Annotated in this window: 25 protein-coding genes and 1 pseudogene; 13 read left to right on the top strand and 13 right to left on the bottom strand. The window is 63.0% G+C overall.

The genetic code is table 11. The features are described from left to right. Positions 1-65 precede the first annotated feature (65 nt). Positions 66-848 carry a methyltransferase domain-containing protein gene (locus EOA13_RS22770; protein WP_127295968.1) on the bottom strand — a complete coding sequence of 261 codons (783 nt, stop codon included), beginning with the start codon at positions 846-848 and terminating at the stop codon, positions 66-68. A 196-nt stretch (positions 849-1,044) separates the two neighbouring features. Here EOA13_RS22770 and gloB point away from each other — a divergent pair, with 196 nt between their 5' ends. Together gloB and EOA13_RS22760 are read left to right on the top strand one after the other, a co-directional pair. Beyond that, a complete protein-coding gene (gene gloB / locus EOA13_RS22765; RefSeq protein WP_127295999.1) occupies positions 1,045-1,812 on the top strand; it encodes a hydroxyacylglutathione hydrolase in 768 nt (255 codons plus the stop codon). Positions 1,813-1,831: 19 nt separating this feature from the next. Then, the gene (locus EOA13_RS22760) at positions 1,832-2,260 is read left to right on the top strand and encodes a cupin domain-containing protein (protein ID WP_127295967.1); all 429 of its coding nucleotides are present in this window, start codon (positions 1,832-1,834) and stop codon (positions 2,258-2,260) included. A 13-nt stretch (positions 2,261-2,273) separates the two neighbouring features. Here EOA13_RS22760 and EOA13_RS22755 read toward each other — a convergent pair whose 3' ends face one another. The 3 genes from EOA13_RS22755 to EOA13_RS22745 are packed head-to-tail and all read right to left on the bottom strand — an operon-like array spanning position 2,274 to position 4,724. Continuing rightward, a complete protein-coding gene (locus EOA13_RS22755; RefSeq protein ID WP_127295966.1) occupies positions 2,274-2,948 on the bottom strand; it encodes a lysoplasmalogenase in 675 nt (224 codons plus the stop codon). Next, on the bottom strand, positions 2,945-3,901 hold the full coding sequence (locus tag EOA13_RS22750) for an EamA family transporter (RefSeq protein WP_127295965.1): 957 nt from the start codon (positions 3,899-3,901) through the stop codon (positions 2,945-2,947). The genes EOA13_RS22755 and EOA13_RS22750 overlap by 4 nt, the downstream gene beginning before the upstream one ends. A 34-nt stretch (positions 3,902-3,935) precedes the next feature. After that, on the bottom strand, positions 3,936-4,724 hold the full coding sequence (locus tag EOA13_RS22745) for a DUF3108 domain-containing protein (RefSeq protein WP_127295964.1): 789 nt from the start codon (positions 4,722-4,724) through the stop codon (positions 3,936-3,938). 256 nt (positions 4,725-4,980) lie between these two features. Here EOA13_RS22745 and rpmB point away from each other — a divergent pair, with 256 nt between their 5' ends. From rpmB to EOA13_RS22730, 3 genes are all read left to right on the top strand, one after another. Continuing rightward, positions 4,981-5,277 carry a 50S ribosomal protein L28 gene (rpmB, locus tag EOA13_RS22740; protein ID WP_013529373.1) on the top strand — a complete coding sequence of 99 codons (297 nt, stop codon included), beginning with the start codon at positions 4,981-4,983 and terminating at the stop codon, positions 5,275-5,277. 183 nt (positions 5,278-5,460) lie between these two features. Then, positions 5,461-6,141 (top strand): queuosine precursor transporter, encoded by a 681-nt coding sequence (locus EOA13_RS22735; RefSeq protein WP_127295963.1) that lies wholly within the window; start codon positions 5,461-5,463, stop codon positions 6,139-6,141. 59 nt (positions 6,142-6,200) lie between these two features. Beyond that, the gene (locus EOA13_RS22730) at positions 6,201-6,872 is read left to right on the top strand and encodes a hypothetical protein (protein WP_127295962.1); all 672 of its coding nucleotides are present in this window, start codon (positions 6,201-6,203) and stop codon (positions 6,870-6,872) included. Between the two features lie 11 nt (positions 6,873-6,883). Here the strand turns inward: EOA13_RS22730 and EOA13_RS22725 are convergent, their stop codons facing one another. The 4 genes from EOA13_RS22725 to EOA13_RS22710 all read right to left on the bottom strand — a co-directional run bounded on the left by EOA13_RS22725 (position 6,884) and on the right by EOA13_RS22710 (position 11,561). Further along, positions 6,884-7,912, bottom strand: a complete 1,029-nt coding sequence (locus EOA13_RS22725; protein ID WP_127295961.1) for an esterase-like activity of phytase family protein — start codon at positions 7,910-7,912, stop codon at positions 6,884-6,886. Continuing rightward, positions 7,909-9,810: a cobaltochelatase subunit CobT gene (gene cobT / locus EOA13_RS22720; protein ID WP_127295960.1), complete on the bottom strand. Its 1,902-nt coding sequence runs from the start codon at positions 9,808-9,810 to the stop codon at positions 7,909-7,911. Before cobT ends, EOA13_RS22725 begins: the two co-directional genes overlap by 4 nt. 11 nt (positions 9,811-9,821) lie before the next feature. Next, positions 9,822-10,808 (bottom strand): cobaltochelatase subunit CobS, encoded by a 987-nt coding sequence (gene cobS / locus EOA13_RS22715; protein WP_023811073.1) that lies wholly within the window; start codon positions 10,806-10,808, stop codon positions 9,822-9,824. Positions 10,809-10,931: 123 nt separating this feature from the next. Beyond that, a complete protein-coding gene (locus EOA13_RS22710) occupies positions 10,932-11,561 on the bottom strand; it encodes a J domain-containing protein (RefSeq protein ID WP_032909134.1) in 630 nt (209 codons plus the stop codon). Positions 11,562-11,742: 181 nt separating this feature from the next. On the opposite strand from EOA13_RS22710, the gene EOA13_RS22705 reads away from it, so the two are divergent. Beyond that, on the top strand, positions 11,743-12,045 hold the full coding sequence (locus EOA13_RS22705; protein WP_013529365.1) for a BolA family transcriptional regulator: 303 nt from the start codon (positions 11,743-11,745) through the stop codon (positions 12,043-12,045). Positions 12,046-12,075: 30 nt separating this feature from the next. Here EOA13_RS22705 and EOA13_RS22700 read toward each other — a convergent pair. Further along, a pseudogene (locus EOA13_RS22700) lies at positions 12,076-13,630 on the bottom strand (acetolactate synthase large subunit). 100 nt (positions 13,631-13,730) lie between these two features. Beyond that, entirely contained in the window at positions 13,731-14,537 is an 807-nt protein-coding gene (locus EOA13_RS22695) for an alpha/beta hydrolase (RefSeq protein WP_127295959.1), read from the bottom strand. A gap of 241 nt (positions 14,538-14,778) precedes the next feature. Here EOA13_RS22695 and EOA13_RS22690 point away from each other — a divergent pair, with 241 nt between their 5' ends. The 3 genes from EOA13_RS22690 to EOA13_RS22680 are packed head-to-tail and all read left to right on the top strand — an operon-like array spanning position 14,779 to position 19,605. Beyond that, the gene (locus EOA13_RS22690) at positions 14,779-16,728 is read left to right on the top strand and encodes a PrkA family serine protein kinase (protein WP_127295958.1); all 1,950 of its coding nucleotides are present in this window, start codon (positions 14,779-14,781) and stop codon (positions 16,726-16,728) included. A 15-nt stretch (positions 16,729-16,743) separates the two neighbouring features. After that, entirely contained in the window at positions 16,744-18,054 is a 1,311-nt protein-coding gene (locus tag EOA13_RS22685) for a YeaH/YhbH family protein (RefSeq protein ID WP_127295998.1), read from the top strand. Between the two features lie 9 nt (positions 18,055-18,063). After that, positions 18,064-19,605, top strand: a complete 1,542-nt coding sequence (locus EOA13_RS22680; protein WP_127295957.1) for a SpoVR family protein — start codon at positions 18,064-18,066, stop codon at positions 19,603-19,605. A 24-nt stretch (positions 19,606-19,629) separates the two neighbouring features. On the opposite strand, the gene EOA13_RS22675 is transcribed toward EOA13_RS22680, so the two are convergent. From EOA13_RS22675 to EOA13_RS22665, 3 genes are read right to left on the bottom strand one after another with little or no spacing between them, the layout of a single operon-like run. Then, positions 19,630-20,523 carry an HlyC/CorC family transporter gene (locus EOA13_RS22675; RefSeq protein WP_127295956.1) on the bottom strand — a complete coding sequence of 298 codons (894 nt, stop codon included), beginning with the start codon at positions 20,521-20,523 and terminating at the stop codon, positions 19,630-19,632. Then, positions 20,520-21,656 carry a 3-dehydroquinate synthase gene (gene aroB, locus EOA13_RS22670; protein ID WP_127295955.1) on the bottom strand — a complete coding sequence of 379 codons (1,137 nt, stop codon included), beginning with the start codon at positions 21,654-21,656 and terminating at the stop codon, positions 20,520-20,522. Before aroB ends, EOA13_RS22675 begins: the two co-directional genes overlap by 4 nt. Next, positions 21,653-22,264: a shikimate kinase gene (locus tag EOA13_RS22665; RefSeq protein ID WP_023811065.1), complete on the bottom strand. Its 612-nt coding sequence runs from the start codon at positions 22,262-22,264 to the stop codon at positions 21,653-21,655. Before EOA13_RS22665 ends, aroB begins: the two co-directional genes overlap by 4 nt. Before the next feature lie 210 nt (positions 22,265-22,474). Here EOA13_RS22665 and EOA13_RS22660 point away from each other — a divergent pair, with 210 nt between their 5' ends. The 4 genes from EOA13_RS22660 to EOA13_RS22645 all read left to right on the top strand — a co-directional run bounded on the left by EOA13_RS22660 (position 22,475) and on the right by EOA13_RS22645 (position 26,127). Further along, on the top strand, positions 22,475-22,627 hold the full coding sequence (locus EOA13_RS22660; protein WP_013529356.1) for a hypothetical protein: 153 nt from the start codon (positions 22,475-22,477) through the stop codon (positions 22,625-22,627). A 16-nt stretch (positions 22,628-22,643) separates the two neighbouring features. Beyond that, positions 22,644-23,561 (top strand): site-specific tyrosine recombinase XerD, encoded by a 918-nt coding sequence (locus EOA13_RS22655; RefSeq protein WP_127295954.1) that lies wholly within the window; start codon positions 22,644-22,646, stop codon positions 23,559-23,561. 99 nt (positions 23,562-23,660) lie between these two features. Further along, the gene (locus tag EOA13_RS22650) at positions 23,661-24,611 is read left to right on the top strand and encodes an acetyl-CoA carboxylase carboxyltransferase subunit alpha (protein ID WP_023811063.1); all 951 of its coding nucleotides are present in this window, start codon (positions 23,661-23,663) and stop codon (positions 24,609-24,611) included. 217 nt (positions 24,612-24,828) lie between these two features. Next, on the top strand, positions 24,829-26,127 hold the full coding sequence (locus EOA13_RS22645) for a murein L,D-transpeptidase family protein (protein ID WP_127295953.1): 1,299 nt from the start codon (positions 24,829-24,831) through the stop codon (positions 26,125-26,127). Positions 26,128-26,133 lie beyond the last annotated feature (6 nt).

The following is a 26,133-nucleotide window of genomic DNA, read 5'->3' as shown; positions in this document are numbered from 1 at the left end:
GGATGGGCTGTCGGTCCGCTTGCGACAGATAGGCAGGGAAACGACGTCAGGCACGCTTGCCGCGATCACGAAGCCGTCACTTGCGCAGCCGACGGCTTGGCATCGGCTTTGTGACGGCCAAGCCGGGTGGCGCCATGTGGCGACAGCACCGGCACGAAGACGCGGCGCGATGCGCGCTGCGCCACCGGCACGCCTTGATAGAGCCGTTTCTGCGCCTCGACGACGATGACGCCGGAAAAGATCGGCCACAGCCGCCGGCCGGCGCGCTCCAGCACATTGTGGAAGCGCATCATGAAACGGCGCCTCGACGGCGGAAAGAACAGCGCATCGGACCAGGCGGCGGGCGTAAAATTCGCCTCGCGCAGCAATTCGGTGAGCTGGCCGCGCGAAAAGGGCCGGCCATTGCCGAATGGGGTGTGCTCGAAGCGCGCCCAGACACCGCGCCGGTTGGGCACGACGATGACCACCCGGCCAGCCGGCGACAGCACGCGCCAGATCTCGTTCAGCGTCTCACGCGGGTTCTCGACATGTTCGAGCGAATGGACGAGCAGCATGCGGTCGATGCAGGAATCGACCAGCGGCAGTTCCTCGTCGAAGACCAGTGCCGTCGCCGTTGGCCCTGTCGCCGGCCACACCACCGCGCCTTGCGTCGCCGGCATGAAAGCAAAGACCCGCTCGGCATCGGTGCCGAACCGCTCCAGCCACGGCAAGGTGTAGCCCAGACCAACCAGCCGCTCGTTGGGCACGACCGCCCATATCGACGACAACGCCATGGTGATCGAACGCTCGGCGAAACGGCCGAGTGTTGTCGAATAGAAGGAGCGAAGATCGACGATGTCGGAATGCATGGCAGGGATGTAGCCGCGATATCGGCGGGTTTCAACAACAGGCCGCGACGACCTGGCATTCCGGGAATGTCACTAGACATTGCGGGACGTCGTTCAACGTCCCGGAATGTTGCTCAACATCCAGGATGTCTTCAACATCCAGGATGACATCCACGCGCCGGCGCCCTATGTCTGCGGCCATAAACGGAGAGATGCGATGCCGGTCGAAATCGAACAGTTCATGTGCCGCAGCGACAATTTCGGCGTGCTGGTGCATGATCCCAAAAGCGGCCAGACCGCGATCATCGACGCGCCCGAGGAAGCGCCTATCCTGGCCGCGATAAAGCGCACCGGCTGGACGCCGACGATGATCCTGACCACGCATCATCACATGGATCACGTCGAGGCCAATCTGGCGCTGAAAGAGCGCTTCAAGCTGCGCATCATTGGCCCGGAAGCGGAAAAGGCCAAGATCCCCGGCATCGACGAGACCGTCGAAGACGGATCGGTCCTCCATCTTGGCGATGAAAAGATCGAAGTCATCGCCACGCCCGGCCACACCGCCGGCCACGTTTCCTACTATTTGCCGGCTTCGGGTGTGGCGTTCACCGCCGACACGCTGTTTGCGCTGGGTTGCGGACGGCTGTTCGAATGCAAGCCGCCGGTGATGTACGATTCGCTGAAGAAGCTGGCCGCGCTTCCGGCCGAAACGGTTATTTATTGCGGTCATGAATACACGCTCGCCAACGCCCGTTTCGCGCTGACCGTCGACCCGACGAATTCGGCATTGAAGGAACGCGCCGCCAAGATCGAAAAGCTGCGCGCCGACAATAAGCCGACGCTGCCGACGACGATCGGCGAGGAACTGTCGACCAATCCCTTCCTGCGCTGGCACGATCCGGCGATCCGCAAGCATCTGGGGCTGGAGAAAGCTTCGGACGCCGAGGTCTTTGCCGAAATCCGCAAGCGCAAGGACAATTTCTAGGCCCGGTGGTATCGTCGCCATGACCAGCTCCGCAGAAATTATCGCGACGCTCGGGCTGAAGCCGCATCCGGAAGGCGGCTGGTATGCCGAGACCTTTCGCGATGGCACCGGCGGCGCGCGTGGCCATTCGACCGCCATTTATTTCCTGCTTGAGGAGCATCAGGTTTCGGCCTGGCACCGGGTCAAGGACGCCGCCGAGGTCTGGCATTTCCATGCCGGCGCCCCGCTGGCGCTGGCGATGTGGGAAGAAGGCAGCACCGTTGTGGAACAGGTGCTCGGCATCGATCTCGCAGCCGGTGAGCGGCCGCAGATCGTCGTGCCGGCGAGCTGGTGGCAATCGGCGCGCAGCCTGGGCGAATGGACGCTGGTCGGCTGCACCGTCGCGCCGGGCTTCGAGTTTGCAGCCTTTGAACTGGCGGCGCCCGGCTGGCAGCCTGGACAATCCTAACTTGGCAAGAACCCTAATTTAGCAGGAAGCCTAGCGTGGTCGCGAACTGGGCGGCGTAGTACAGCGCCCAGACGGCGAAGCGCATCCAGGCGCGGTGGGGCGAGATGGCGGCGACAAGGAATTTCTCCGTGGCGAGCAGCCCGTCCGATACCATGAACAGCACGGCGCCACCGATCACCCACATATTGCTGGTTGTCAGCGCCGAGATGCCCATTGCCAGGATCGCCGCGATATACACGGTGATCGGGATACGCAGGCTGGGACCGACACGACGCCACAGCGCCGCCAGCACGATGACCACGAACACCGCCATGGCGAGCGCGATCGCTCCGCGCCACGGCTCGGCGCCAAGCACTCCCAACCCGCCACCACTGCGCAGGAACAGCGCGACATAGACGATGTGAGCGACAAGAAAACTGGCCAGCCCGCCGAGAAAGGCCTTTTCGCCGTCGCGTGACAGGAAGGCGTCGCCAACGGCGCTGAGTGCGAGCGCGGCGACCAGCAGCAGCGGGCCGCCTTGCAGCGCCGCCAGCACGGCGAGCATCGCCACGGCGAGCGTCTTTGCGGCCGAGCGGGCCAGCGTTGGCGGCATGCCAAGCGTGAAGGCATAGATCACCGCCGCCGCCAGCGAAAAAATCAGTGTCGCATTGGCATTGGCGTCGATGCCGCCCGCAAACGGCATCGTCATGCCTTGGCTCCGCCTTCGGATGCCTGGGCTCCGCCTTCGGATGCCCCGGCTCTGTTTTCGGATGCCGCGGCTCCGCTCTCGACCGCAGCCGGCTTGCGCAGGAACAGGGATTTTGCGGCGAGCACCGCACCGCCGGTGATGAGCACGCAGGCGGCGAGGATGCGCAGCGACGGCTCGGCGACGCCGGCCGCGATCAGCACCAGCGTCGACAACAGCGGTGCGGCATAGCTTGCGGCACCCAACACCTGGATGTTGCCGCGCTTGACGCCGATGTCCCAGGCATAGAAGGCAGCGCCGACCGGCATCAGGCCAAGGCCAAGCACCGCCAGCCACTGGCCGGCGCCGACGGGCAGAACGGTCTGTTCCAGCGCCAGGTGGCAGGCGAGCGACAGCACCGCGGTGGCAGCACAGAACCAGGTGACGATGCTGGTCGGCACCGACGGGAAGCGCCGCGACAACAACGAATAGGACGACCACAGCACGGCGCAGACGGCAGCCATGGCATAGCCGAAGACGTAACGGGCGTCGAAGGCCAGCCCGCCACCCTTGGTGACGATCAGCACGGTGCCGGCAAGGCCGAGCAGCGCGCCGACGATATGGTTCCAGGCAAGTTTTTCGCCCGGCATCAACGCCGAGCCGAGCACGATCAGCAGCGGCCACAGATAAGCGATCAGGCTCGCCTCCACCGCCGGCGCATTGCGCAGCGCGGTGAAATAGAAAAAGTGGTAGCCGAACAGGCCGGCAATGCCGATCAGCCACACCTGCGGCGGTATCTTCTGGCTCTTGTCGGGTGCCGGCATGAACAGCCGCGCGACCAGCCCAACGCCGGTGCCGATCGAGAAGGTGATCGCCGACAAGAGGAACGGCGGCACCTGGCCCGACGCATCGGTGAGCAGTGCGAGCAGCGCCCACATGGCGACCGCCGAAAAGCCGATCAGTGTTGCGCGCCCCATTCTGTCTCCAGTGGCGCGCCAATTCTGCGCCTGGCTATTGTACGGCTTCGAAACGCCCGGCGCTGATGGTCAAGGTGCCGATCTGCGTGCCCACCGTGGCATGGATCGGCGCATATACGCCGGTTTGGCCGAGCGGTGCAAACGTCACCATCATGCGGCTTTTGTTCTTGAGATAGTTGAGCGCCTTGCGGCCCTTGCGATAACCCGCCACCGGCTCGAAGCCCATCTGGCAGGTGACGGTGTCGCCCTTGTAGCCCGGGACCGAGATCGTGCCTTTCGACGCGTAGGTCAACGTCAGGTCGGCACGCATCTCGCCGTCATAGAACTTCACCGTGCGGCCGCAGACCTGGTCGAGACTGTCGGCATGAATGACGGTGGCGGCCATAGGATCGAGCACCGACGCCAAATCGCCGGCACCGAGCGGCACCCAGTTCTTGGGGTCGCGTTTGCCCGGTGCCGGTACGACCTTCGTCGAGGTGACCCTGCCATTGGCAAAGCGGATATCGACCACCGATGCCTTCTTGCCGGAGGTGTAATCGGCGCGGAATGCCTGCGGCACCATCTTCTTGCCCGCAATCGTGCCTTTGGACGAGATGGTGCCGCGCGTGTCGTCGAACAGCTTGGCGAGACCGGCCGCGGTGACACTGCCTTGGATCGCGTAGGCGCCGTTCTCATAGCTGCTGGAAAACGTTGATCTCGCTATCGAAAGACCAAGGAACGACACCGTGTATTCGCCCTTGAACGACTGCGGCGAGGCAGCAGACGCGGCGGACGGCAAGGCTATGGCAAGCATGGCGGCAAGGGCATGTGGCGAACGAAGCATGGCGGGATCGGGTCCTTGATTTTCGGCCGGAGGCGGGCAACTCCGGTCTGGCATGTCCCTATGGAACCGCTTATAGGATGAATTCCGGCCTTAATATGAAAATGCCGGGCGCGCCGTGGGCAAGCCGGAGCTTGACGCCTCGGCGAAATGCAACTATGGAACGCCAACTTTTTCCATAAGGCCGCCTGACCAGAACCGCGCGCCACCCGGCGTGGGCTTGAGTGTTTGGCAGACCCGAGAACTGAAGGTTAGAACCATGTCCCGCACCTGCGAACTCACTGCCAAGGCAGTCATGTCCGGCAACAATGTGAGCCACGCCAACAACAAGACCAAGCGCCGCTTCCTGCCGAACCTCGTCAATGTGACGCTGATTTCGGAAGCGCTGAACCAGAACGTGCGTCTTCGCATTTCGGCCAACGCGCTGCGTTCGGTCGAACATCGCGGCGGCCTCGACGCCTTCCTGGCCAAGGCCGACGTCAAGGAATTGTCGCAGCGCGCCCGTTTGCTGAAAAAGCAGATCGCCAAGAAGACCGCCGAGCAGGCTGCCGCTTAAAACAGTTCAAAGGCGGGGGACGACCGCCCTGGCCGACCTCTTGTTGGCCTCTGGCCAACATCTTGTTGGCCTGAGCATCGGATCGAAGCCGCAAGGTTTTGGCAATCCGGTGCCCACATACGAAGGCAAGCATCGCCCGCATGGGCATGGTGCTTGGCTGGTTCCATTACCCAGGATAAAAAAATGACTTCCTTCTCGCGGTATTTGCCATTCGTGGCCGCCATGGCGCTTGTCGTCGTGGCATCGAACATTCTCGTGCAATTCCCGATGCAGGGCCAGATCGGCGGCCTCTCGCTGGCCGACGTGCTGACCTGGGGCGCCTTCACCTATCCTTTCTCGTTCCTGGTCACCGACCTCGCCAACCGCCGCTACGGACCCACTGTGGCGCGCCGGATCGTCTTTGTCGGCTTCATGACGGCGGTGATCTGCTCGATCCTTGTACCGCCCTTCCTGTTCCGCCATGGCCTGATCGAATTCGAGACCGCCGCCGACCGGCTGGTGCGTATCGCGGCCGCGTCCGGAGCGGCGTTCCTAAGCGCGCAACTGCTCGATGTCACCGTCTTCAACCGGCTGCGCCGGCAGAGTTGGTGGCGCGCGCCTATCATCGGCACGCTGGTCGGGTCGGTGTTCGACACCGCCGTGTTCTTCACCGTCGCTTTCTCGGCTGCCTTTGCCTTCGCCGGACCAAACGACGGCTTTGCGTTGGAAAGCGCACCTTTGATGGGCGTCTTCCATGTCGAGGCGATGCGCTGGATTTCCTGGGCGCTTGGCGATCTCTCGGTGAAACTGATCATCGCCGTCGTGGCGTTGATCCCCTACCGTCTGCTCGCCGCCCGCTGGAGCCAGCCGGCGGTTGCGGCTTAAGCCATGATCCCGAAAAGTGGGACCCGGTTTTCGGAAAAGATCATGGTCGGACAAAGATCATGATCCCGTGGGTCCAGCTCGATTCGGCGAAGACCCCGGATGGCGCACAAGAACTTCGCCTCAAGCGGCGCGGCACCGAATTCTCGATCATGCTGGGCACCAACGAGCTGATGAACAGCCGCCTCAGCGGTTCCGAGGAAGCGCTGGCAAAACTGTCCTGCGAGCGGATTGCCGGCCATAGCCGGCCCACAATCCTGATCGGTGGGCTTGGCATGGGTTTTACCTTGCGCGCCGCACTCACAGAATTGGCCAATGATGCCGGAATCGTCGTCGCCGAACTGGTGCCGGCCGTCGTTGCCTGGGCGCGTGGCCCGATGGCCGAAATCTTTGGCGGCTGTCTCGACGATCCGCGCGTCACCATCCGGGAGACCGATGTCGGGCAGCTGATACGGTCTGAGCCCGCAGCCTGGGACGCCATCCTGCTCGATGTCGACAATGGCCCGGAAGGCATCGTCCACAAATCCAACGACGCACTTTACAGCGTGCAAGGCCTCGCAGCCGCACGCAGCGCCCTGAAACCCGGCGGCGTGCTGGCAGTGTGGTCGCAAGGCCCAGACAGCGGCTTCACGCGGCGGCTGAAGCAGGCAGGCTTCGGGGTCGAAGAGGTCAGTACGCGCGCCAACGGCAAGCGTGGCGCCCGCCATGTCATCTGGATCGCCACCAGGACGTAAAGCCGGCGGGCTCAATCCTGGTGGAGAATGAATTCCAGATAGAGGTTGCGCTGCAGGATCGAGTGGTTGTCGTCGGAGATCAGCGACACCATCAGCGCGCCGTCGTCGCGGACCCAGACGTCGAGCCCTTCCATATTGTCGATCTGGTAGCCCATGTCGGCCTCCAGCAGCACCGGCCCGTCGGCGATCGCGCCCTTCTCGACGCTCTCGCCATAGATGCGCCGCAGCCGCATCTTGACGCCGCTGGCCATCGAGAAACTGCGCTCCAGAAGCAATAGGTCGCCGTCCGGCAGGAAGGCCCCGTCGGTGATGTCGAAATCGCCATTGCGCTTGACGGTAAAGACGCCCTTGTGCGGTCCTTCGATGATGGCGGCATAGATGTTGCCGGCCTTGTCCAGGCTCTTCTCGGAGACCACGACCAGGCCGCCCTCATGCTGGCCGTTGGCATTGGCGTGGGTGACGGTCTCGAAGCCGCGATTCTGGCGCAGCTCGCGGGCCGGAACGGCGAAATCAAGCGGCTTGAAGGGTGCCTTCATGTCGTTGGGGTCGATCTTGAACTGGGCGACGCGGTGGCTGCGCTCGAAGCCGACGGTGGCGATGCCGTTCTTGACCGCGAGACCTTCCGCATCGACCTCCCATTTCCTGTCGATCGGCCGGCCGGTCTGGTCGACCATCTGCTGCATGCGGAAATTCTGGATGCCGGAGGGTCGCTTTTCCGCGTCGCGGACCACCGTGCCGAAGAACCAGAAGCCGGTGTCGGCAACGCCGATGAAGTCACCGCCGGCTTTCAGGAAGCGGAAGGCCGACAGCGCGCCGAAATCGCGTGTCGGCGAGGTCATCTCCAGCCCGCCGACGAATTCGAACGGGCCGAACTGCTTGCCGGCACGGCCAATGTGGAATTCGGTGATCGGGCGGGCCGAGATTTCGACCGGTTCGACAGAACCAGAGTCGGCCGAACCGGCTGCCGCCGAAGCCACGCCGGAAAGCAGGGCGACGGCGGCGAAAAGCGTCTGCTGAAAGCCGCCGCGCCTGGAAATCATCCGGCGCGCCGCATACCACCGCCGCGTCGCGTATCCTTCGCGCTTTCCTCGGCGAACAGCGAAGCCAGCTGCTCGGTCATGGCGCCGGCCAGTTCCTCGGCATCGACGATGGTGACAGCGCGGCGGTAGTAGCGCGTGACGTCGTGGCCGATGCCGATGGCCAGCAGTTCCACCGGCGAACGCGTCTCGATCAGCTCGATGACGGCGCGCAGATGGCGCTCGAGATAATTGCCCGGATTCACCGACAGCGTCGAATCGTCGACCGGCGCGCCGTCCGAGATCATCATCAGGATCTTGCGCTGCTCGGGCCGGGCGATCAGCCGGTTGTGCGCCCACAGCAGCGCCTCGCCGTCGATATTTTCCTTGAGCAGGCCTTCGCGCATCATCAGGCCGAGATTGCGCCGTGCCCGCCGCCACGGATGGTCGGCGGACTTGTAGATGATGTGGCGCAGATCGTTGAGCCGGCCAGGATTCGGCGGCTTGCCGTCCTTCAGCCATTTCTCGCGCGCCTGCCCGCCCTTCCAGGCCCGCGTGGTGAAACCGAGGATCTCGACCGAGACGCCGCAACGCTCCAGCGTGCGGGCCAATATGTCGGCGCAGGTTGCCGCGACCGTGATCGGCCGGCCGCGCATCGAGCCGGAATTGTCGAGCACCAGCGTCACCACCGTGTCGCGAAATTTGGTGTCGCGCTCCTGCTTGAACGACAGCGGCTGCATCGGGTCGATGACGACCCGCACCAGCCTTGCCGGGTCGAGGTAACCTTCTTCCAGGTCGAAATCCCAGGAGCGGTTCTGTTGTGCCATCAGGCGACGCTGCAGCCGGTTGGCCAACCGCCCGACGACGCCGGACAGATTGGCCAGCTGCTTGTCGAGGAAGGCGCGCAGCCGGTCGAGCTCTTCTTCTTCGCACAGCTCCTCGGCGCCGACCGTCTCGTCGAAAGCCGTGGTGAAGACCTTGTAGTCGATCTCCTTCGGCAGATTGGTGAAGGGATTGTCGTTGCGGCGCGCCTCGCCGGGCGTTTCGGCATCGGCGTCGTCATCGTCGGACAGGTCGTCCGCGGTGGCGTCGGAGGCTTCGGTCTCGGCCGACTGTTCGTCATCGGCCGAAGCTTCGGCGTCCTCGGACTGCGACTGCTCGGAGCCGGAATCCTCTTCGCCGCCCTCCTCGCTCTGCTCCTCGCCTTGCGGCTGGTTGTCGTCATTGTCCTCGGAATCTTCCGTCTCCTGGTCGTCGCCGAGCTCCTCGGCCATTTCCATGGAGGCGAGCATCTCGCGCACGACCCGGGCGAACGCCTGCTGGTCGCCGAGCTTGGCCGACAACCCGTCGAGATCGGCCTTGGCCTTTTCCTCGACCCAAGGGCGCCAGAGTTCGACCAGCCGCTCGCCGCTTTTCGGGATCGGACGGCCGGTGAGCTTCTCTCGCACCATCAGGGCGAGTGCTTCCTCGATCGGCGCGTCGGCCTTGTCCTTGACGTCGACGAGATTGGCCTTGGCGTATTTGTCCTCCAGCATCGAGCCGATATTGTCGGCGACGCCTTGCATGGCGCGTGAGCCTATCGCCTCGACGCGAGCCTGTTCGACCGCGTCATAGATGGCGCGGGCCGCCTTGCCTTCCGGCGCCAGCTTGGTGTGGATGCGCACATCGTGGCAGGCGCGCTTCAGCGCCATGGAATCGCCGAGGCCTCGGGTGATCGCGATATCGGTCTTCGACGCCTTCTTCGGCAATTCTGGCAGACGCGCACGGCTGCCGGCGAGCGCCGGCCGGTCCTTGGCGAAGCCGACCTCCAGCTCCTTGTCGCCGGCGATGGCGCGCATGCAGACGGTGACGGCGCGCTTGAAGCTGTCGGCTTCAGAACCCGTCTTCGACTTGTTGCGCGCGTTGTCGCCCGGACCCGCCATCGAGACTCTGCTTAGCCCAGCACCACGTTGGCGGCGCTCTCGGGCAGATCCTCGCCAAAGGCGCGCTGGTAGAACTCGGCCACCACCGAGCGTTCCAGTTCATCGCACTTGTTGAGGAAGGTCAGCCGGAACGCCATGCCGATATTGCCGAATATCTCGGCATTCTCGGCCCAGGTGATCACGGTGCGCGGGCTCATCACGGTCGACAGATCGCCGTTGATGAAGGCCGAACGCGTCATGTCGGCGACGCGCACCATCTTGTTGACGATGTCCTTGCCCTTGCTGTCGCGATAGTGCTTGGCCTTGGCCAGCACGATGGCGACTTCGTTGTCGTGCGGCAAATAGTTCAGCGTGGTGACGATCGACCAGCGGTCCATCTGCGCCTGGTTGATCTGCTGGGTGCCGTGATAGAGGCCAGTGGTGTCGCCGAGGCCGACCGTGTTGGCGGTCGAGAACAACCGGAAGGCCGGATGCGGGCGGATGACCCGGCTCTGGTCGAGCAGCGTCAGCCGGCCCGACGATTCCAGCACGCGCTGGATGACGAACATCACATCCGGACGGCCGGCGTCGTACTCGTCGAAGCACAGCGCGACATTGTGCTGGTAGGCCCAGGGCAGGATGCCGTCGCGGAATTCGGTGATCTGCAGGCCGTCCTTGACCACGATCGCGTCCTTGCCGACGAGATCGATACGGCTGACATGGCTGTCGAGGTTGACGCGCACGCAGGGCCAGTTAAGGCGGGCGGCAACCTGTTCGATATGGGTCGACTTGCCGGTGCCGTGATAGCCCGACACCATGACGCGGCGGTTGTAGGCAAAGCCCGCAAGGATCGCCATCGTCGTGTTCTTGTCGAAGAGATAGTCCGGGTCTATGTCGGGCACATGCTCCGATGTCACCGAATAGGCCGGCACCACCATCTTGGACTCGAAGCCGAATTTCTCCTTCACCGACACCGTCGTGTCGGGCAGGTTGGCGATGTCACGATCGACCTTGTTCATATCTCTCAACGTCTCCACGGGCGAAACGTCTGATTTCGCCGGCAATCGATTTTGTCCGGGGGCGGTCTTAGAGCCTTTTCCAACCTTATGAAAGTTGGAAAACGACACGAACCGTATGGCCGCTCAGCACAGGCCCGCCTGTTTGAGCACGCGATAGGCCTGCAGCACATCGCGGAACCGGTCTTCCGAACCTCTGTCGCCACCATTCGCATCCGGATGGTGCTGTTTCACCAGTTCCTTATAGCGCGCCTTGATCTCCTTGCCAGTCGCCTTTGTATCAAGGCCAAGAGTTTCCAGCGCCTTGGCCTCAAGCGGCTTGGCCTTGCGCTCGCGCGCCTCGCGCGGATCCTTCGGTCCCTTGAACAGGTCGAACGGGTCGCGCATGCGGTTATAATAGCCGGCCCGGCCGGAACGCATCTGGGCCATATCGGGCGACGACCGCGTCGAGGCCCCGTTGGCGCCCATCTTCCAGGTCGGCCGGTGCCCGGTCATGGCTTCCTTCTGGAAGCGCGCGACCTCGGTGTCCGGCACGCCGGAAAAGTAGTTGAAGCCCTTGTTGTACTCGCGCACATGATCGAAGCAGAAATGGAAATACTCGCCCTCCTTCATGCGCCCGACCGGCGCACGATGGGTGCCCGCTTCCTTGCAGCCGTCCCACTGGCAGATCGGCGAGTGCGACTTCAGCTCCGCGTCCTTGTCGGGGCGGACGCGAATCTTCTCGAAATATTTGGGGTACGGCTTCATCTTACCCATTTATGGGGCGTTCGCAGATGCGAAACAAGAATTGACATTTTCGCGATCATCGCCCTAACCGCTGAATCGCGGCATAAAGCAGGCGAATGGCGAATTTTGTTGCACGGCGGCGGCCCCTCGCGAAACCGATTTTCGGTTTCCAGGCCGAGACGCCAGCGATATTTGGTGAAGGGAGATGGCGATGTCCATACAGGCGACCATGGAAGACAAGCTCAATAAGGCATTTTCGCCGGACAGGCTGGTTATCATCAACGAGAGCCATCTCCATGCCGGCCACCACCATCACGGCTCCGACCATCACGGCACTTACGACGGCACCGGCGAGACGCATTTTCGCGTCCGCGTCGTCGCTTCCGCCTTTGCCGGCATGAGCCGCATCGATCGTCACCGCGCCGTCAATGAACTGCTTGCCGACGAATTGAAGGCCGGCGTGCACGCGCTGGCGATCGAACCGGCGGCTCCCGGCGAAAAGACCCGCTGGTAGCTCGGTTCCGCCGATCGTGTTTCGCCGCGCTCAGAGCACCGCTTCGATGAGGAACGGCCCGCGCCGTGACAGCGCGCTGTCCAGCAGCGCCTCGAAGCGCTCGCACGTATCGGCGCGAGCCGGCCTCCACGCCCATGCCGTTGGCCAGCGACACCCAGTCCAGTGACGGATGGTCGAGGTCGAGCATGCGCCTGGCGTTCTCGCCGATGGCGCCGACGCCTACATTCTTCATCTCGCCGTGCAGGATCGCATAGGTGCGGTTGGAAAACACGATCGTCACCACGTCGAGCTTTTCCCGCGCCTGCGTCCACAATCCTTGCACCGTGTACATGCCGCTGCCGTCGGCTTCGAGATTGATCACCTTGCGGTCCGGACAGGCGATTGCAGCCCCGGTCGCCATCGGGATGCCGCCGCCGACCGATCCGCCCGTGCCCATCATGTAGTCGTGCGGCGCTGCAAAGGCCGACAGCGCGAAGAAACGCCTGGCCGAGGTGACCGCTTCATCGCAAATGATCGCATCGGCCGGCAGTTTGCGCGCCACCGACAGCGCGATCGCATCTTCCGTCAGCTTGCCGCTCGGCGTTGCCTCGTCGGGAAAAGCGGCCGCGAGCACCTGTCGTTGCGGCGGCTTGATGCCAAGTTCGTCGCGAAGCGCCTCCAGCGCCGCATGCAGATCGTCGCCATGGGCGGCCAGTGTCAGCACCTCGCAGCCTTCCCGAACGAGCCGTCCCGGTTTTCCCGGATAGGCGAAGAAGGCAACCGGCTCCTTCGCGCCGACCAGGATCAGAACATCGACATCCCTGAGCACAGCCATCGCCGCGTCGACCGGATAGGGAATGCGGGTCGGCGCGACACGCCCGCGCCCGCGTTGCATCCGTGCGATCAGAACCTCGCCGAACAGCCGGACGTCGCTGCCCGTCGAGATTTGCCCGGCGATGGCGAGCGCATCGGCGCGTGCGGCCTTTCCGCGAACGATCATTCCGGCCCGGCCCGGAGCGGCACGGATCGCCGCGGCGATCTTGCGCACGGCATCCATATCCACCGCCGGCGCTGGCACCAGCTTCACCTTGCCGACCGAAACCGCGTCGACTTCGCCCCAGGCGGCATCCGCCGGCAGGATCATCGTCGCGACGCCGGGTGGTGTCAGCGAGGCGCGAAAGGCTGCTTCAGCTGCCAGCGCGATATCGGCCGGGCCCTTGACGCGGCCGACCCAGTTGGACATCGGCGCCGCAAGGCTTTCGATATCGCTGGTGAGCGGGGCATCGAGCGGCAGATGGTAAGAGGCGTGGTCGCCGACGATGTTGATCATCGGGCTGAAGGCACGCCGGGCATTGTGCATGTTGGCGAGACCGTTGGCCAGGCCGGGACCGGTATGCAGCAGCGTCGCGGCAGGCCGATCGGTCATCCGCGCATAGCCATCGGCGGCCCCGGTCACCACCCCCTCGAACAGCCCGAGCACGCAACGCATCTGCGGCTTGCGGTCAAGTGCTGCAACGAAGTGCATTTCGGAGGTGCCGGGATTGGCGAAGCAGACCGTCACATCGTTGGCCAGAAGCACGTCACACAGGACATCGGCACCGTTCATGCAATTCCCTCCCGCTCACGATCGAAGAGCACTTGCACCCGGGCGCGCCCGCACAGCAATGTCCCGCCGCCACTTTTGATCTGATCCAGTGCCGTAAAGATCAGCCAACCGTCGATTTTAGGAATGCCAGCGCGGCCGCGGTCAGCGCGTCGCCGTCCTCGCCGAAATTGCGATTGATCGACATATGCGTGTAGGCGCTGCCGTCGAACAGCGTAACCTTGGTGCCCGTCGCGCGCAGGCGCTCGGCAAAGGCCTTGGAGTCCTCGCCGCGGCCAGGGGCGCGCGAATAGGCAATGAAAGTCCGCGGGTGCCTGCGGCCGTCGACATGGCTGGCCGGCGACAGTGCCGCCCATTGCGCGGGATCGGAAAAGACGCGGGCATAGGCCCGCACCATGCCGCCCTTCTTGGCAAGTGCTGCAAGATCATAGGCCCTGGTGTCGTCGAGAATGAGCGCAGCTATGCCGGGCAACTCGCCGCGCATGCCGGTCAGCGCAATCAGATGGCAGCCGGCCGAATGGCCCATGCCGACGATGCGGTTGGGATCGCCGCCATGCCGGGCGATGTTGGCCCTGATGTAGGCGTAGGCCTTTTCGACGTCACCGGCCTGGGTGGCGACATCGGCCTGCGGCAACATGCGGTAATCGATGGAGACGAAGCAGAAGCCGTTGGCGAGCAGGAAGGCCGGTTTGGCGTCGACCTGACTGCGTTTGCCAAACTGCCAGGTGCCGCCATGAACGAAAAACACGACCGGCAGGCCCGTTGCACCATCGGGCGCATAGATGTCGAGCTTGGCCGGCCCGTAGTCTAAGGTTTTTGGCCTGGGTCGGCGTGTTTCCGACGCGGCCGATGCTTCCAACGGCAGCATCGCCGCCACCGAGGCCATGATCAGGCTTCGTCGATCGATCATCACTGTCTCCTGAGGAGGCAAGACTGCACGCGGCGGCCCCAGCCGTCCAGTCGAAGATTCGCAACACACCCGCTACCCGCGCTGAATGCCGCTCCGCACCGAGCGCCTTGATCCCGGAGTGGCCTCAAATCCTTATGATCGCAGCCACCTCTTCACATGAAGGGAACAAACGGCACCCCCCGACAGTTGAATGCGAGGTGAGCCGAATGGAAGCCACAGCGGCTCCGAGGGCAAAAGCATCATGCGAGAGAACCAGTCTGACGTCTTCGATCTGTTTTCGGAAATTTACACCAACGCGGCGCAGGAAGAGATCAGCATCCAGCAGTATCTCCTTGCCTGCCGCGAGGACAAGTCGATGTATGCCTCGGCGCCTGAACGGATGGTCGAGGCGATCGGCGAGCCGAACCTGGTCGACACCAGCAAGGATGAGCGGCTCGGCCGCATTTTCTCCAACCGGACCCTGAAAGTGTACCCCTCCTTTGCCGATTTCTATGGCATGGAGGACACAATCGAGCGCATCGCCGGCTATTTTCGCTATGCGTCGCAGGGGCTCGAGGAGCGCAAGCAAATCCTCTATTTGCTCGGCCCGGTCGGCGGCGGCAAATCCTCCCTTGCCGAGCGGCTGAAGAAGTTGATGGAGCAGCGCCCGATCTACACGCTGAAGGTCGGCAACCAGGTCAGCCCGGTTTTCGAATCGCCGCTTGGTCTTTTCCATCCTGATCGCATGGGCGACCTGCTGGAGGAAAAATACGGCATTGCCCGACGCCGGTTGAATGGGCTCATTTCGCCATGGGCGGCCAAGCGCCTCGATGAACTCTCCGGCGACATTTCCAAGTTCAGCGTCGTCAAGCTGATGCCTTCGCGACTGCGCCAGATCGGCATCGCCAAGACCGAGCCCGGCGACGAGAACAATCAGGACGTTTCGGCCCTGGTTGGCAAGGTGGACATCCGGCAATTGGAAAACTTCAGCCAATCCGATCCGGACGCCTATTCCTATAGCGGCGGACTGAACCGGACCACCCAGGGCCTGCTTGAATTCGTCGAAATGTTCAAGGCGCCGATCAAGGTCCTGCATCCGCTGCTGACCGCCACCCAGGAAGGCAGCTACAACGGCACCGAAAATTTCGGCGCCTTTCCCTACCAGGGGATCATCGTGGCCCATTCCAACGAGTCGGAATGGCTGCAGTTCAAGAACAACAAGAACAATGAGGCTTTTCTCGATCGCATCCTCGTGGTCAAGGTGCCGTATTGCCTGCGGATAACCGAAGAGCGACATATCTACGAGAAGCTGCTGCGGGAGAGCGAATTGGCCGCCAGTCCCTGCGCTCCAGAGGTGCTGGACATCCTCAGCCGGTTTACCGTCTCGACCCGCTTGGCCGAGCACGACAATTCGCCGCTCTACACCAAGATGCGCGCCTATGATGGCGAGAACCTCAAGGAAGTCGACCCCAAGGCCAAGTCGGTTCAGGAATATCGGGATGCCGCTGGCGTCGACGAGGGCATGGCAGGCGTCAGCACGCGCTTTGCCTTCAAGATCCTGTCGCAGACCTTCAACTATGACACCGAAGAGGTGGCCGCCGACCCCGTGCATCTCATGTACATCCTGGAGGAGGCAATCAAGCGCGAACAGTTTCCGAAGGAGACGGAAGCCGCCTATCTGGAGTTCATCAAGTCCGAGCTGGCCGCGCGGTATGCCGAATTCATCGGCCATGAGATCCAGAAAGCCTATCTGGAATCGTACAGCGAGTACGGCCAGAACCTTTTCGACCGCTACATCGCCTACGCCGACGCCTGGATCGAAGACCAGGACTACAAGGATCCTGACACCGGCCAGATCCTCAACCGCGAAGTTTTGGACAACGAGCTTTCGCAGGTCGAAAAACCGGCCGGCATCGCCAATCCCAAGGACTTCCGCAACGAGGTGGTGAAATTCACGCTGCGCGCCCGTGCAAGAAACCATGGCCGCAACCCGGCGTGGACAAGTTACGAAAAGCTGCGGGAAGTCATCGAGAAACGCATGTTCGGCCAGGTCGAGGACCTCCTGCCGGTGATCAGTTTCGGCTCCAAGCAGGACAGCGTCACGGAAAAGCGGCACAATGAATTCGTGCAGCGGATGGTCGAGCGCGGCTACACCGAGCGGCAGGTTCGTCGCCTTGTGGACTGGTACATGCGGGTGAACAGGGCGGGTTAGAGAACCCGGATGGCCATGCCGATCTTCATCGACCGCCGCCTGAACCCGAAAGACAAGAGTCTCGGCAATCGCCAGCGCTTCCTCCGACGCGCGCGCGAGGAATTGAAGCGGAGCATACGCGACCAGATCCGCACCGGCAGGATTGCCGACGCGGATTCCGAGCACGCCGTGCGCATGCCCGAAAGAGGCACAAGCGAGCCGAGCTTCAACAACGCCCGCGACAGCGGCAAGCGCCAGCACATCTTGCCGGGCAACAGGCATTTCTCCGCTGGAGACCTGATCCCCAAGCCCGGCGGAGGCGGCGGGGGAGCATCGTCCCCGGGAAACAAGGCATCCGAGGACGACTTTCGTTTCGTACTGTCGCGCGAGGAAGTGCTCGATCTGTTCTTCGAGGATCTCGAGCTCCCGGACATGGTCAAGCTCAACCTCAAAGAGATCCTTGCCTTCAAGCCGCGCAGGGCTGGCTTCGCCGCCACCGGTTCGCCGACCAACATCAATGTCGGCCGCACGATGCGCAACAGCCACGGCCGCCGCATTGCGCTGAGGCGCCCCAAGCAGGTCGAACTGGATGCGATCCTCGAGGAAATCGCCTCGCTCGAGTCGGCGCCATCCAGCGTCGACGCGCGCCAGCGTATCGCGGCATTGCGCGAAGAGCTTGACCGGCTGGAACGACGCCGCCGCCGGATTGCCTATGTCGATCCGGTCGACATCCGCTTCAACCGCTTCGATTCCCGGCCGGTGCCGAACGCCAATGCCGTCATGTTCTGTCTGATGGACGTGTCCGGGTCCATGGGCGAGCGCGAGAAGGATCTGGCCAAGCGCTTCTTCGTGCTGCTGCACCTGTTCTTGAAACGACGCTACGACCGCATCGAGATTGTCTTCATCCGCCACACGCACCTGGCTCAGGAGGTCGACGAGGAAACATTTTTCTACAACACCCAAAGCGGCGGCACTGTCGTTTCCACCGCGCTGGAGGAAATGCACCGTATTATCGCCAGCCGCTACCCGGCCCACGACTGGAACATCTATGCCGCCCAAGCCTCGGACGGCGACAATTTCGCCGGCGATTCGGAGCGATGCATTTCGCTTCTCAACGGCGAGCTCATGCGGCTGTGCCAATATTTTGCCTATGTCGAGATCATCGACGAGCGTGAAGCCCATATTTTCGGCTCGACCGAAAACGGGACGTCGCTGTGGCGTGCCTATAACGCCATCGACCAGAAATGGCCGAACTTCCAGATGAGCCGCATCGCCACACCCGCCGATATATACCCGGTCTTTCGCCAGCTCTTCGGCAGGCAGCCGGCCTCCCTCAAGAGAGCGTGAGGGTTCCCGATGGCCAGACAAGCGAGCAAATCCAGCCTGCTTTTCTCAGGGTCAGACTGGGATTTCAAAACATTGTCGCGGGCCTATGACGCGATCGAGGCACTTGCGGTCGAAGAGCTTCATCTGGACACCTATCCCGTTCAGATGGAGATCATCTCGTCGCAACAAATGCTCGACGCCTATTCGTCCATCGGCATGCCACTGATGTACCGTCACTGGTCTTTCGGCAAACATTTCCTCCACCAGGATCTGCTCTATCGCAAAGGCGGGCGAGGGCTTGCCTATGAACTGGTCATCAATTCCAATCCCTGCATCGTCTATCTGATGGAGGAAAACACCATGGCCCTACAGGCCTTGGTGACGGCCCATGCAGCGCTCGGGCACAATCATTTCTTCAAGAACAATCAGCTGTTCAAACAGTGGACGGATGCGGGTGCTATCCTCGGCTACCTGGACTTCGCCAAGGGCTACATAGTCCGTTGCGAGGAGCGGCACGGCCTCGCCGCCGTCGAGGCTGTTCTCGATTCCGCTCACGCGCTGATGGATCAGGGCGTGTTTCGCTATCACCGGCCGCCGAGGCTGTCGTCCGAACGGCAGCGCGAAGGAATTCGCGAGCGTCTCGAATACGAGGAGCGCTCCTACAACGACTTGTGGCGTACGCTGCCGCCTTCCCAGCAAGCGACCAACGAAAAGGGCCAAGACCCGGAGCGGAAGAAATCGCTAAACCTGCCTGAGGAAAACCTGCTCTATTTCCTGGAAAAGAACAGCCCGGTCCTGGAGCCCTGGCAGCGTGAGATCATCAGGATCGTTCGTGTCATCGCGCAATATTTTTACCCGCAACGGCAAACACAGGTGATGAACGAGGGCTGCGCCACTTTCGTGCACTATACGCTGATGAACATGCTGTTCGACCGCGGCCAGATCAGCGAAGGCGCCATGCTCGAAATCCTGCGCAATCATTCCAACGTGATCTTCCAGCCGGCCTTCGACGATCAGCGCTTTTCAGGCATCAACCCCTATGCTCTCGGCCTCGACATGATGCAGGACATTCAGCGCATCTCGACCAAACCCACGGCCGAGGACCGCGATTGGTTTCCCGACATCGCCGGCCAGGGCAACTGGCGCGAGGTCCTGCTTGACGCCTGGGCCGATCATCGCGACGAATCGTTTATCCGCCAGTACCTCAGTCCGGCCATGATCCGGAAATGGCGGTTTTTTGTGCTCGGCGACGCTGCCGACCAACCGCATTGTCAGGTCACCTCGATCCACGACGAGCGCGGCTACCGCAAGATACGCGACGCGCTCGCCAACAGTTACGATCTCGGCGCGAACCGGCCGGACATTCAGGTGGTGGATGTCGATCTGCTCGGCGACCGCCATTTGCGGCTGCAGCACAAGGTCAATGACGGCATCCTTCTCGAGGATGCCAGCCGCGACGCCACGCTTCGTCACATTCGCAGGCTTTGGGGCTATGAAGTCAGCCTGGCCGCCATGGATGCCGAGACCGGCGCGACGATCCACGAACGCTCGACCAGCCAGATCGCCGGATGACGTGCCCCGGCCTCCCTGCGCGTATCAGGTGTCGCCGGCTGGCCTGATCCTCAGCCTTGCGATCCGGTTCTTGTCGCGTTTCATGACGACGAAGCGCTTGCCGTGGAACGTAAAAGCCTGCTTCTCCTCGGGGATCGATTGCGTCTCGTGGATGACGAGGCCGGCAATGGTGGTGGCCTCCTCATCCGGCAGGTTCCAGTCGAGAGCCCGGTTGAGGTCACGGATGGGCACCGTGCCGTCGACGACGACGGAGCCGTCGGCCTCCTGCTTGACGCCCTGTATGTCGACATCATGCTCGTCGGCGATCTCGCCGACGATCTCCTCGATAATGTCCTCCAGCGTCACCAGCCCTTCGACCTCGCCATATTCGTCGACCACGACGGCGAAATGCGCCTTGCGGCGCAGGAAGGCGTTGAGCTGTTCCTGCAAGGTCGTGGTGTCGGGCACGAACCAGGGTTTCGAGGCGATCTTCATCACGTCGATCCGGGAGAAATCGTTGCCGACTTCGTTCAAGGCGCGCAGCAGATCCTTTGCATGCAGCACGCCGACGATGTTGTCGAGCGAGCCTTTCCACAGCGGCATGCGGGTGTGCGGGCTTTGCAAAATCTCGCGCACCACAGCTTCCGGCGCATTGTCGGCATTGACCGAGCGCATGTTGGTGCGGTGGACCATGACGTCGGAGACTTCCAACTCGGCGAGATCGAACAGCCCGCCGACGCGGTCGCGATCCTCGCGCACCACCTGGCCGTCGCGGCGGAAATCGTCGACCGCGCCGCGCAATTCGTCCTGGCTGGAACGCTGCGGCTCGATGCGCGAAAGCTCGTATCCGAACATGGCTAGCAGGCGCGTGCGCACGGCAACGAGCAGCGCGATGAGGATGGCAAGGACGGCGACGACGATCCAGCCGGGCTCGTTCATCTCCGGTCGCTTTCCTTTGGGTGATTCTCCCTGAGGAACGACAGCACTTCCGATGCCGGAACATCCTTGGCAATGAAAGCCTGGCCGATGCCGCGCGTCAGGATGAAGGTCAGCGCGCCGCGTGACACCTTCTTGTCCTGGGTGATGAAGGCAAGCAGAGCCTCGGCGTCAGGCAATTCGCCCGGGATGTCGGCTATCCGCCAGGGCAGGCCGACGGCGCGCAGATGCGACTCGATGCGCGCGGCATCGTCGGGGCTGGCCAGATTGAGCCGTGACGAGAACCGGTAGGCCAGCGCCATGCCGATGGCGACGCCCTCGCCATGGACGAGGCGGGCGCCGTCATACTGGGTGGCAGCTTCCAGCGCGTGGCCGAATGTGTGGCCGAGATTGAGCAGCGCGCGGTCGCCGGTCTCGAACTCGTCGCGCGCAACCACGTTGGCCTTGGCGCGGCAGGCTTCGGCAATCGCCTGCGCCCTCTCCGGCCCGCCGGCAAAAACCTGGACCCAATTCTTTTCCAGCCAGGCGAAAAATTCCGGCCGGTCAATGAGCCCGTATTTGGCGAGTTCGGCATAGCCGGCGCGGAATTCCCGGATCGGCAGCGTGTCGAGCACGCCGGTGTCGGCCAGCACCAGTTTCGGCTGATGGAAGACGCCGACAAGGTTCTTGCCGCGTGGGCTGTTGATGCCGGTCTTCCCGCCGACCGAGGAATCGACCTGCGCCAGCAGCGAGGTCGGGATCTGCACGAAATTCATGCCGCGCCGCACGATGCCGGCGGCAAAGCCCGCAAGGTCGCCAATAACGCCGCCGCCGAAGGCGATGACGATGTCGCCTCGCTCCAGTTTCGCAGCCAGAACACCGTCGACCACTTCCTCGAGATGGGCAAAACTCTTGGTCTTCTCGCCGGGCGGCAACGTGATCACGGCGGTCTGGATGCCACCTGTTTCGAGGCTGGCCTGAAGGGCAGCGAGATGCGCTGCCGCGACATTGGCATCGGTGATAACCGCAGCGCGCGTGCCCGGCAGCCGGCGCGCAATCTCGGCGCCCGCGCGGGCCAACAACCCCGAGCCGATCAGAATGTCATAGGTCCGGTCGCCAAGGCCGACTTCGACGGCAACGGGTGCATCGATGCTCACGATTCCACCTCGCCCGCCGCCGTCGTCTCATCGATGCCGAAATGCCGGCACAGCGCGTCCACCACCTCGGTCGCGATGACTTCCTTGCGGTCGTCGCGGGTCGGCACGGTGACGTCCGATGTCGCGTAGACCGGATAGCGCTCGCCCATCAGTCGCTCCAGCACGGCGCGCGGATCGGCACTTTTCAACAATGGCCGGTTCTGCTTCTTGGAGACGCGGTCCATCAGAAGATCGAGCTCGGCCTTCAGCCATACCGACACGCCCTGCGCTGCAATCGCCTCGCGCGTCTGCGCATTCATGAAGGCGCCGCCGCCGGTCGACAGCACCTGCGGGCCGTTTTCCAGCACGCGCAGGATGACGCGCTGCTCCAGCGCCCGGAATTCGGTCTCGCCATAGCGCTCGAACAGCTCCGGAACGGTCATGCGCGAGACGCTTTCGATCTCCTGGTCGCTGTCGATGAAGGGCAGCGCCAGCATCGTTGCCACCTTGCGGCCGATCGCCGTCTTGCCAGCGCCCATCAGTCCGACGAAGACGACGGAACGGCTGCCCAGCCGGCCAAGCAACGCGGCGTGGGTCTCGTCTGGAGGATTTGCTGGCAGCGCGTTCATCGGATGTTTCGAAGGCCCTCTTTGCCGGCGTATCGACATGAAAAGCCCGTTTGCGTCAAGCGTGGCAAGTGCCTTGAACCCGATATGGACCGGCAGGGTCTGCACGAGAAGTTGCTAACAGGCCCCAGCTTCTTCCTTGAATTGGCCGGATTGGCGTCCCATAAGGGGACAGGGTTTGGAAACGCAGAACAAGAAGACGGGCGAAAATTGATGCCGACACTGTTTCGCTTTGTCGTGGTAACAGCGATTCTGGCTGGCATTGCCTATGGTACGATGTTCGCACTGGTGATGTTCGTCGAGCCAAAGAAGGGGGAAATGAGCGTGCGCATCCCTCCGGAAAAGCTGAACCCCAAGAAAAGCTGAACCCGAAGAAAATTGAATGAACAGCGCCGCCCGCATCGAAGCCTTTCTGGAAATGATGAGCGCCGAGCGGGGCGCGGCCGAAAATACACTTTCCTCCTACCGCCGCGACCTCGAAGACGCTTCTGGCGCGATCGATGGCGGGCTGGCCACTGCCGCCGCCGCCGATATCCGCGCCTATCTCGACGACATTGCCGCCCGCGGCTTTGCAGCCACCTCGCAGGCGCGCAAACTGTCGGCGATCCGCCAGTTCTTCAAATTCCTCTACGCCGAAGGCCTGCGCGGCGATGACCCGACCGGCACGCTGGACAGTCCGAGAAAGGGCCGCCCGCTGCCCAAGACAATGAGCGAGGCCGACACCGGCCGGCTGATCGACCGAGCGGCACTTGAAGCCGGCGATGTCTCGTCGGGCGATGGGGACAGCCTGGCGTCACTGCGCCTGCATGCGCTGGTCGAGGTGCTTTACGCCACCGGCCTGCGCGTTTCCGAGCTGGTCGGCCTGCCGGTGACGGTGGCGCAGCGCGACGACCGTTTCTTCATGGTGCGCGGCAAGGGCGACAAGGAGCGCATGGTGCCGCTCTCCGCCAAGGCGCGCACGGCGATGAAGAGCTGGCTTGCCGCCCGCGCCAAGGTGCCAGCCTTCGCCGACAGTCCGTTCCTGTTTCCGGCCGCCTCCGACAGCGGCTATCTCTCGCGCCAGGTCTTCGCGCGTGACCTGAAAGGGCTGGCGGCAAGGGCCGGCATCGCCTCGGCGAAGATCTCGCCGCACGTGCTGCGCCATGCTTTCGCCAGCCATCTCCTGCAGAACGGCGCCGATCTCCGGGCCGTGCAGCAATTGCTTGGCCATGCCGACATATCGACGACACAGATTTACACCCATGTGCTGGAAGAGCGGCTGGTGCGGTTGGTCAACGATCATCATCCGCTTGCCGACTAGGCCTCATATCGCTATGTGAGGACGACATTTCACCGCCCGGAGCCTTGGATTCAAGGGTTCCGTCAGCCATTGCCTTCCGACGTATCGGTCCGCTCACGCATGTACAACTACCTCGATTTCGAAAAGCCGGTGCAGGACCTCGAGGGCAAGATCCTCGAGCTGAAGAAGCTTGCCGAGAACGGCGAGGCGGTCGATGTCGGCGACGAGATCAGCCGTCTCGAGAAGCGTTCCCGCGACGCGCTGCGCGACGCCTACAAGGCGCTGACGCCGTGGCAGAAGGTGCAGGTGGCGCGCCATCCCGACAGGCCGCATTGCGTCGACTACATCAAGGGCCTGTTCACCGATTTCACGCCGCTGGCCGGCGACCGCAATTTCGGCGAGGACCAGGCGATCGTCGGAGGTTTCGCCCGTTTCCGCGGCGAACCCATTGCCATCATCGGCCAGGAAAAAGGTTCCGACACAGCCAGCCGCCTGAAGCACAATTTCGGCTCGGTTCGCCCGGAGGGCTACCGCAAGGCGGTACGGCTGATGGAACTGGCCGACCGCTTCAAGATCCCGCTGCTGACGCTGGTCGACACGGCCGGCGCCTATCCCGGTGTCAACGCTGAAGAGCGCGGCCAGGCGGAGGCTATCGCCCGTTCAACCTCGACCTGCCTCGGCCTGAAAGTACCGTCGATCTCGGTGGTCATCGGCGAAGGTGGTTCGGGCGGAGCCATTGCCATCGCCACCGCCAACCGCGTCTACATGCTCGAACACGCCATCTATTCGGTGATTTCGCCGGAAGGCGCCGCCTCTATCCTGTGGCGCGACACGACGCGATCGAAGGATGCGGCAACCAACATGAAGATCACCGCGCAGGACCTTCTGGAGCTGAAGATCATCGACGCCATCATCCCCGAGCCGCTTGGCGGCGCGCATCGCGGCGCCGAAACCGTGATCGGCGCGACCGGAGACCTGATCGCCAGAACGATGAAGGACTTTGCCGGCGCCAACACCGATTTCCGCGAGCAGCGCCGCGAAAAATACCTGGCCATGGGCCGCAGTCTCTAACCACAGGCAGCCTTGGCGGCCACAATGTGGCGGAGCGGAGCATTTTTGCCACAAAAATGCCGCTGCATTCGGCTCAATGAGACTGCCGCAGGGGGATGCGTCGGCACCTGCGGTAAGGAATTTGTTAGGGTTAACGGGCTTAGGGTCCGTCGATGCGCAGTGCAGCAGCCGGGGCAGGAAACGTCCTGGCGCCAGAGAAAAGACGATATCCGCAGCCATGTTTATCAAGCTTGCCCGCACCGGAATCCTGATCGCCGCCCTCGGCGTTGCCGGCTGCAACAATTCGTCGATGAAGGATTTCGCGCCGGAGGCCAACAAGCCGCTGCCCGACAAGATCCTCGCCGACATGAGAGCCAAGGGCATGGTCCGCACCTCGTCGGTGATGGCCCGCATCTTCAAGGAAGAAGGCAAGCTCGAGATCTGGAAGGCCAAGACCAACGGCCGCTACGACATGGTCGCCAGCTACGACATCTGCAAATGGTCGGGCAAGCTCGGGCCGAAATACACCGAAGGCGACCGCCAGGCGCCGGAAGGCTTCTACACGGTGCGCCCGGCGCAGATGAATCCGCGCTCGAACTACCATCTGTCCTTCAACATCGGCTATCCCAACGCCTATGACCGCGCCAACGGCCGTACCGGCTCCAATTTGATGGTGCACGGCGCCTGCTCGTCGTCGGGCTGCTATTCGATGACCGATGCGCAGATCGAGCAGATCTATGCCTTTGGCCGCGATGCCTTCCAGGGCGGCCAGACCGAGTTCCAGATCCAGGCGTTTCCGTTCCGCATGACCGCCGCCAACATGGCGCGCTACCGCAACGACCCGAATTACGATTTCTGGAAGATGCTGAAGGTCGGCTACGACAATTTCGAGATCACCAAGGTGCCGCCGAAGGTCGATGTCTGCGAGAAGCGCTACGTCTTCAACCAGGTTGCCGCCGACGGTCAGACATTCGACCCGACCGGCGCCTGCCCGGCGACCACTCAGCCTGATTCGCTGAAGAGCGCCTACAATTCCTACATGAGCACCTACGACGCGGCATTCAGCGGCGCGGTCAAGGCCAGCGTGCCGGCGCCCAAGCCGACCATCGCCGGTATCAAGGAAGCCAGCATCGTCTCCGACTGGTCCAAGCGCCGCGCACGCGGCGAACGCGTGCCGATCGATCCGCCGTCGCTCAACAATGACGGCTCGGTCACCGAGACGGCACGCATGGGCCGCATCGATTCGCCCGCTGGCCGCAAGATGGCGGCCCTCGACGCCGAAAAAGCTGCCAAGCAGAAGGCCGAGGAGCAGAGGCTGGCCGCCATAGAGGCGGCCAAGCAAGCCAAGGAAGCCGCCAAGGCCCAGGCTCTGGCCGAAAAGGAGGCCGAAAAGGCCGCCAAGGAAGCCCCTGTCGCCACCGCGACCATCGCGGCCCCTTCGGAAGCGGCACCGATGGCTGAGACGCAAGCGGCGAGTGCCGACGAGAGCCGCGTGACGAAGCTGAAGAACAAGCTGCTCGGCATGTTCGGCGGTTGATTTCGC

The sequence above is a fragment of the Mesorhizobium sp. M7A.F.Ca.US.011.01.1.1 genome (assembly GCF_003998295.1).
In the GTDB taxonomy this organism is placed as follows: Bacteria; Pseudomonadota; Alphaproteobacteria; order Rhizobiales; family Rhizobiaceae; genus Mesorhizobium.
Note: the sequence above shows the minus strand (reverse complement) of the source record. Positions and strands in the feature narration are given on the sequence as shown.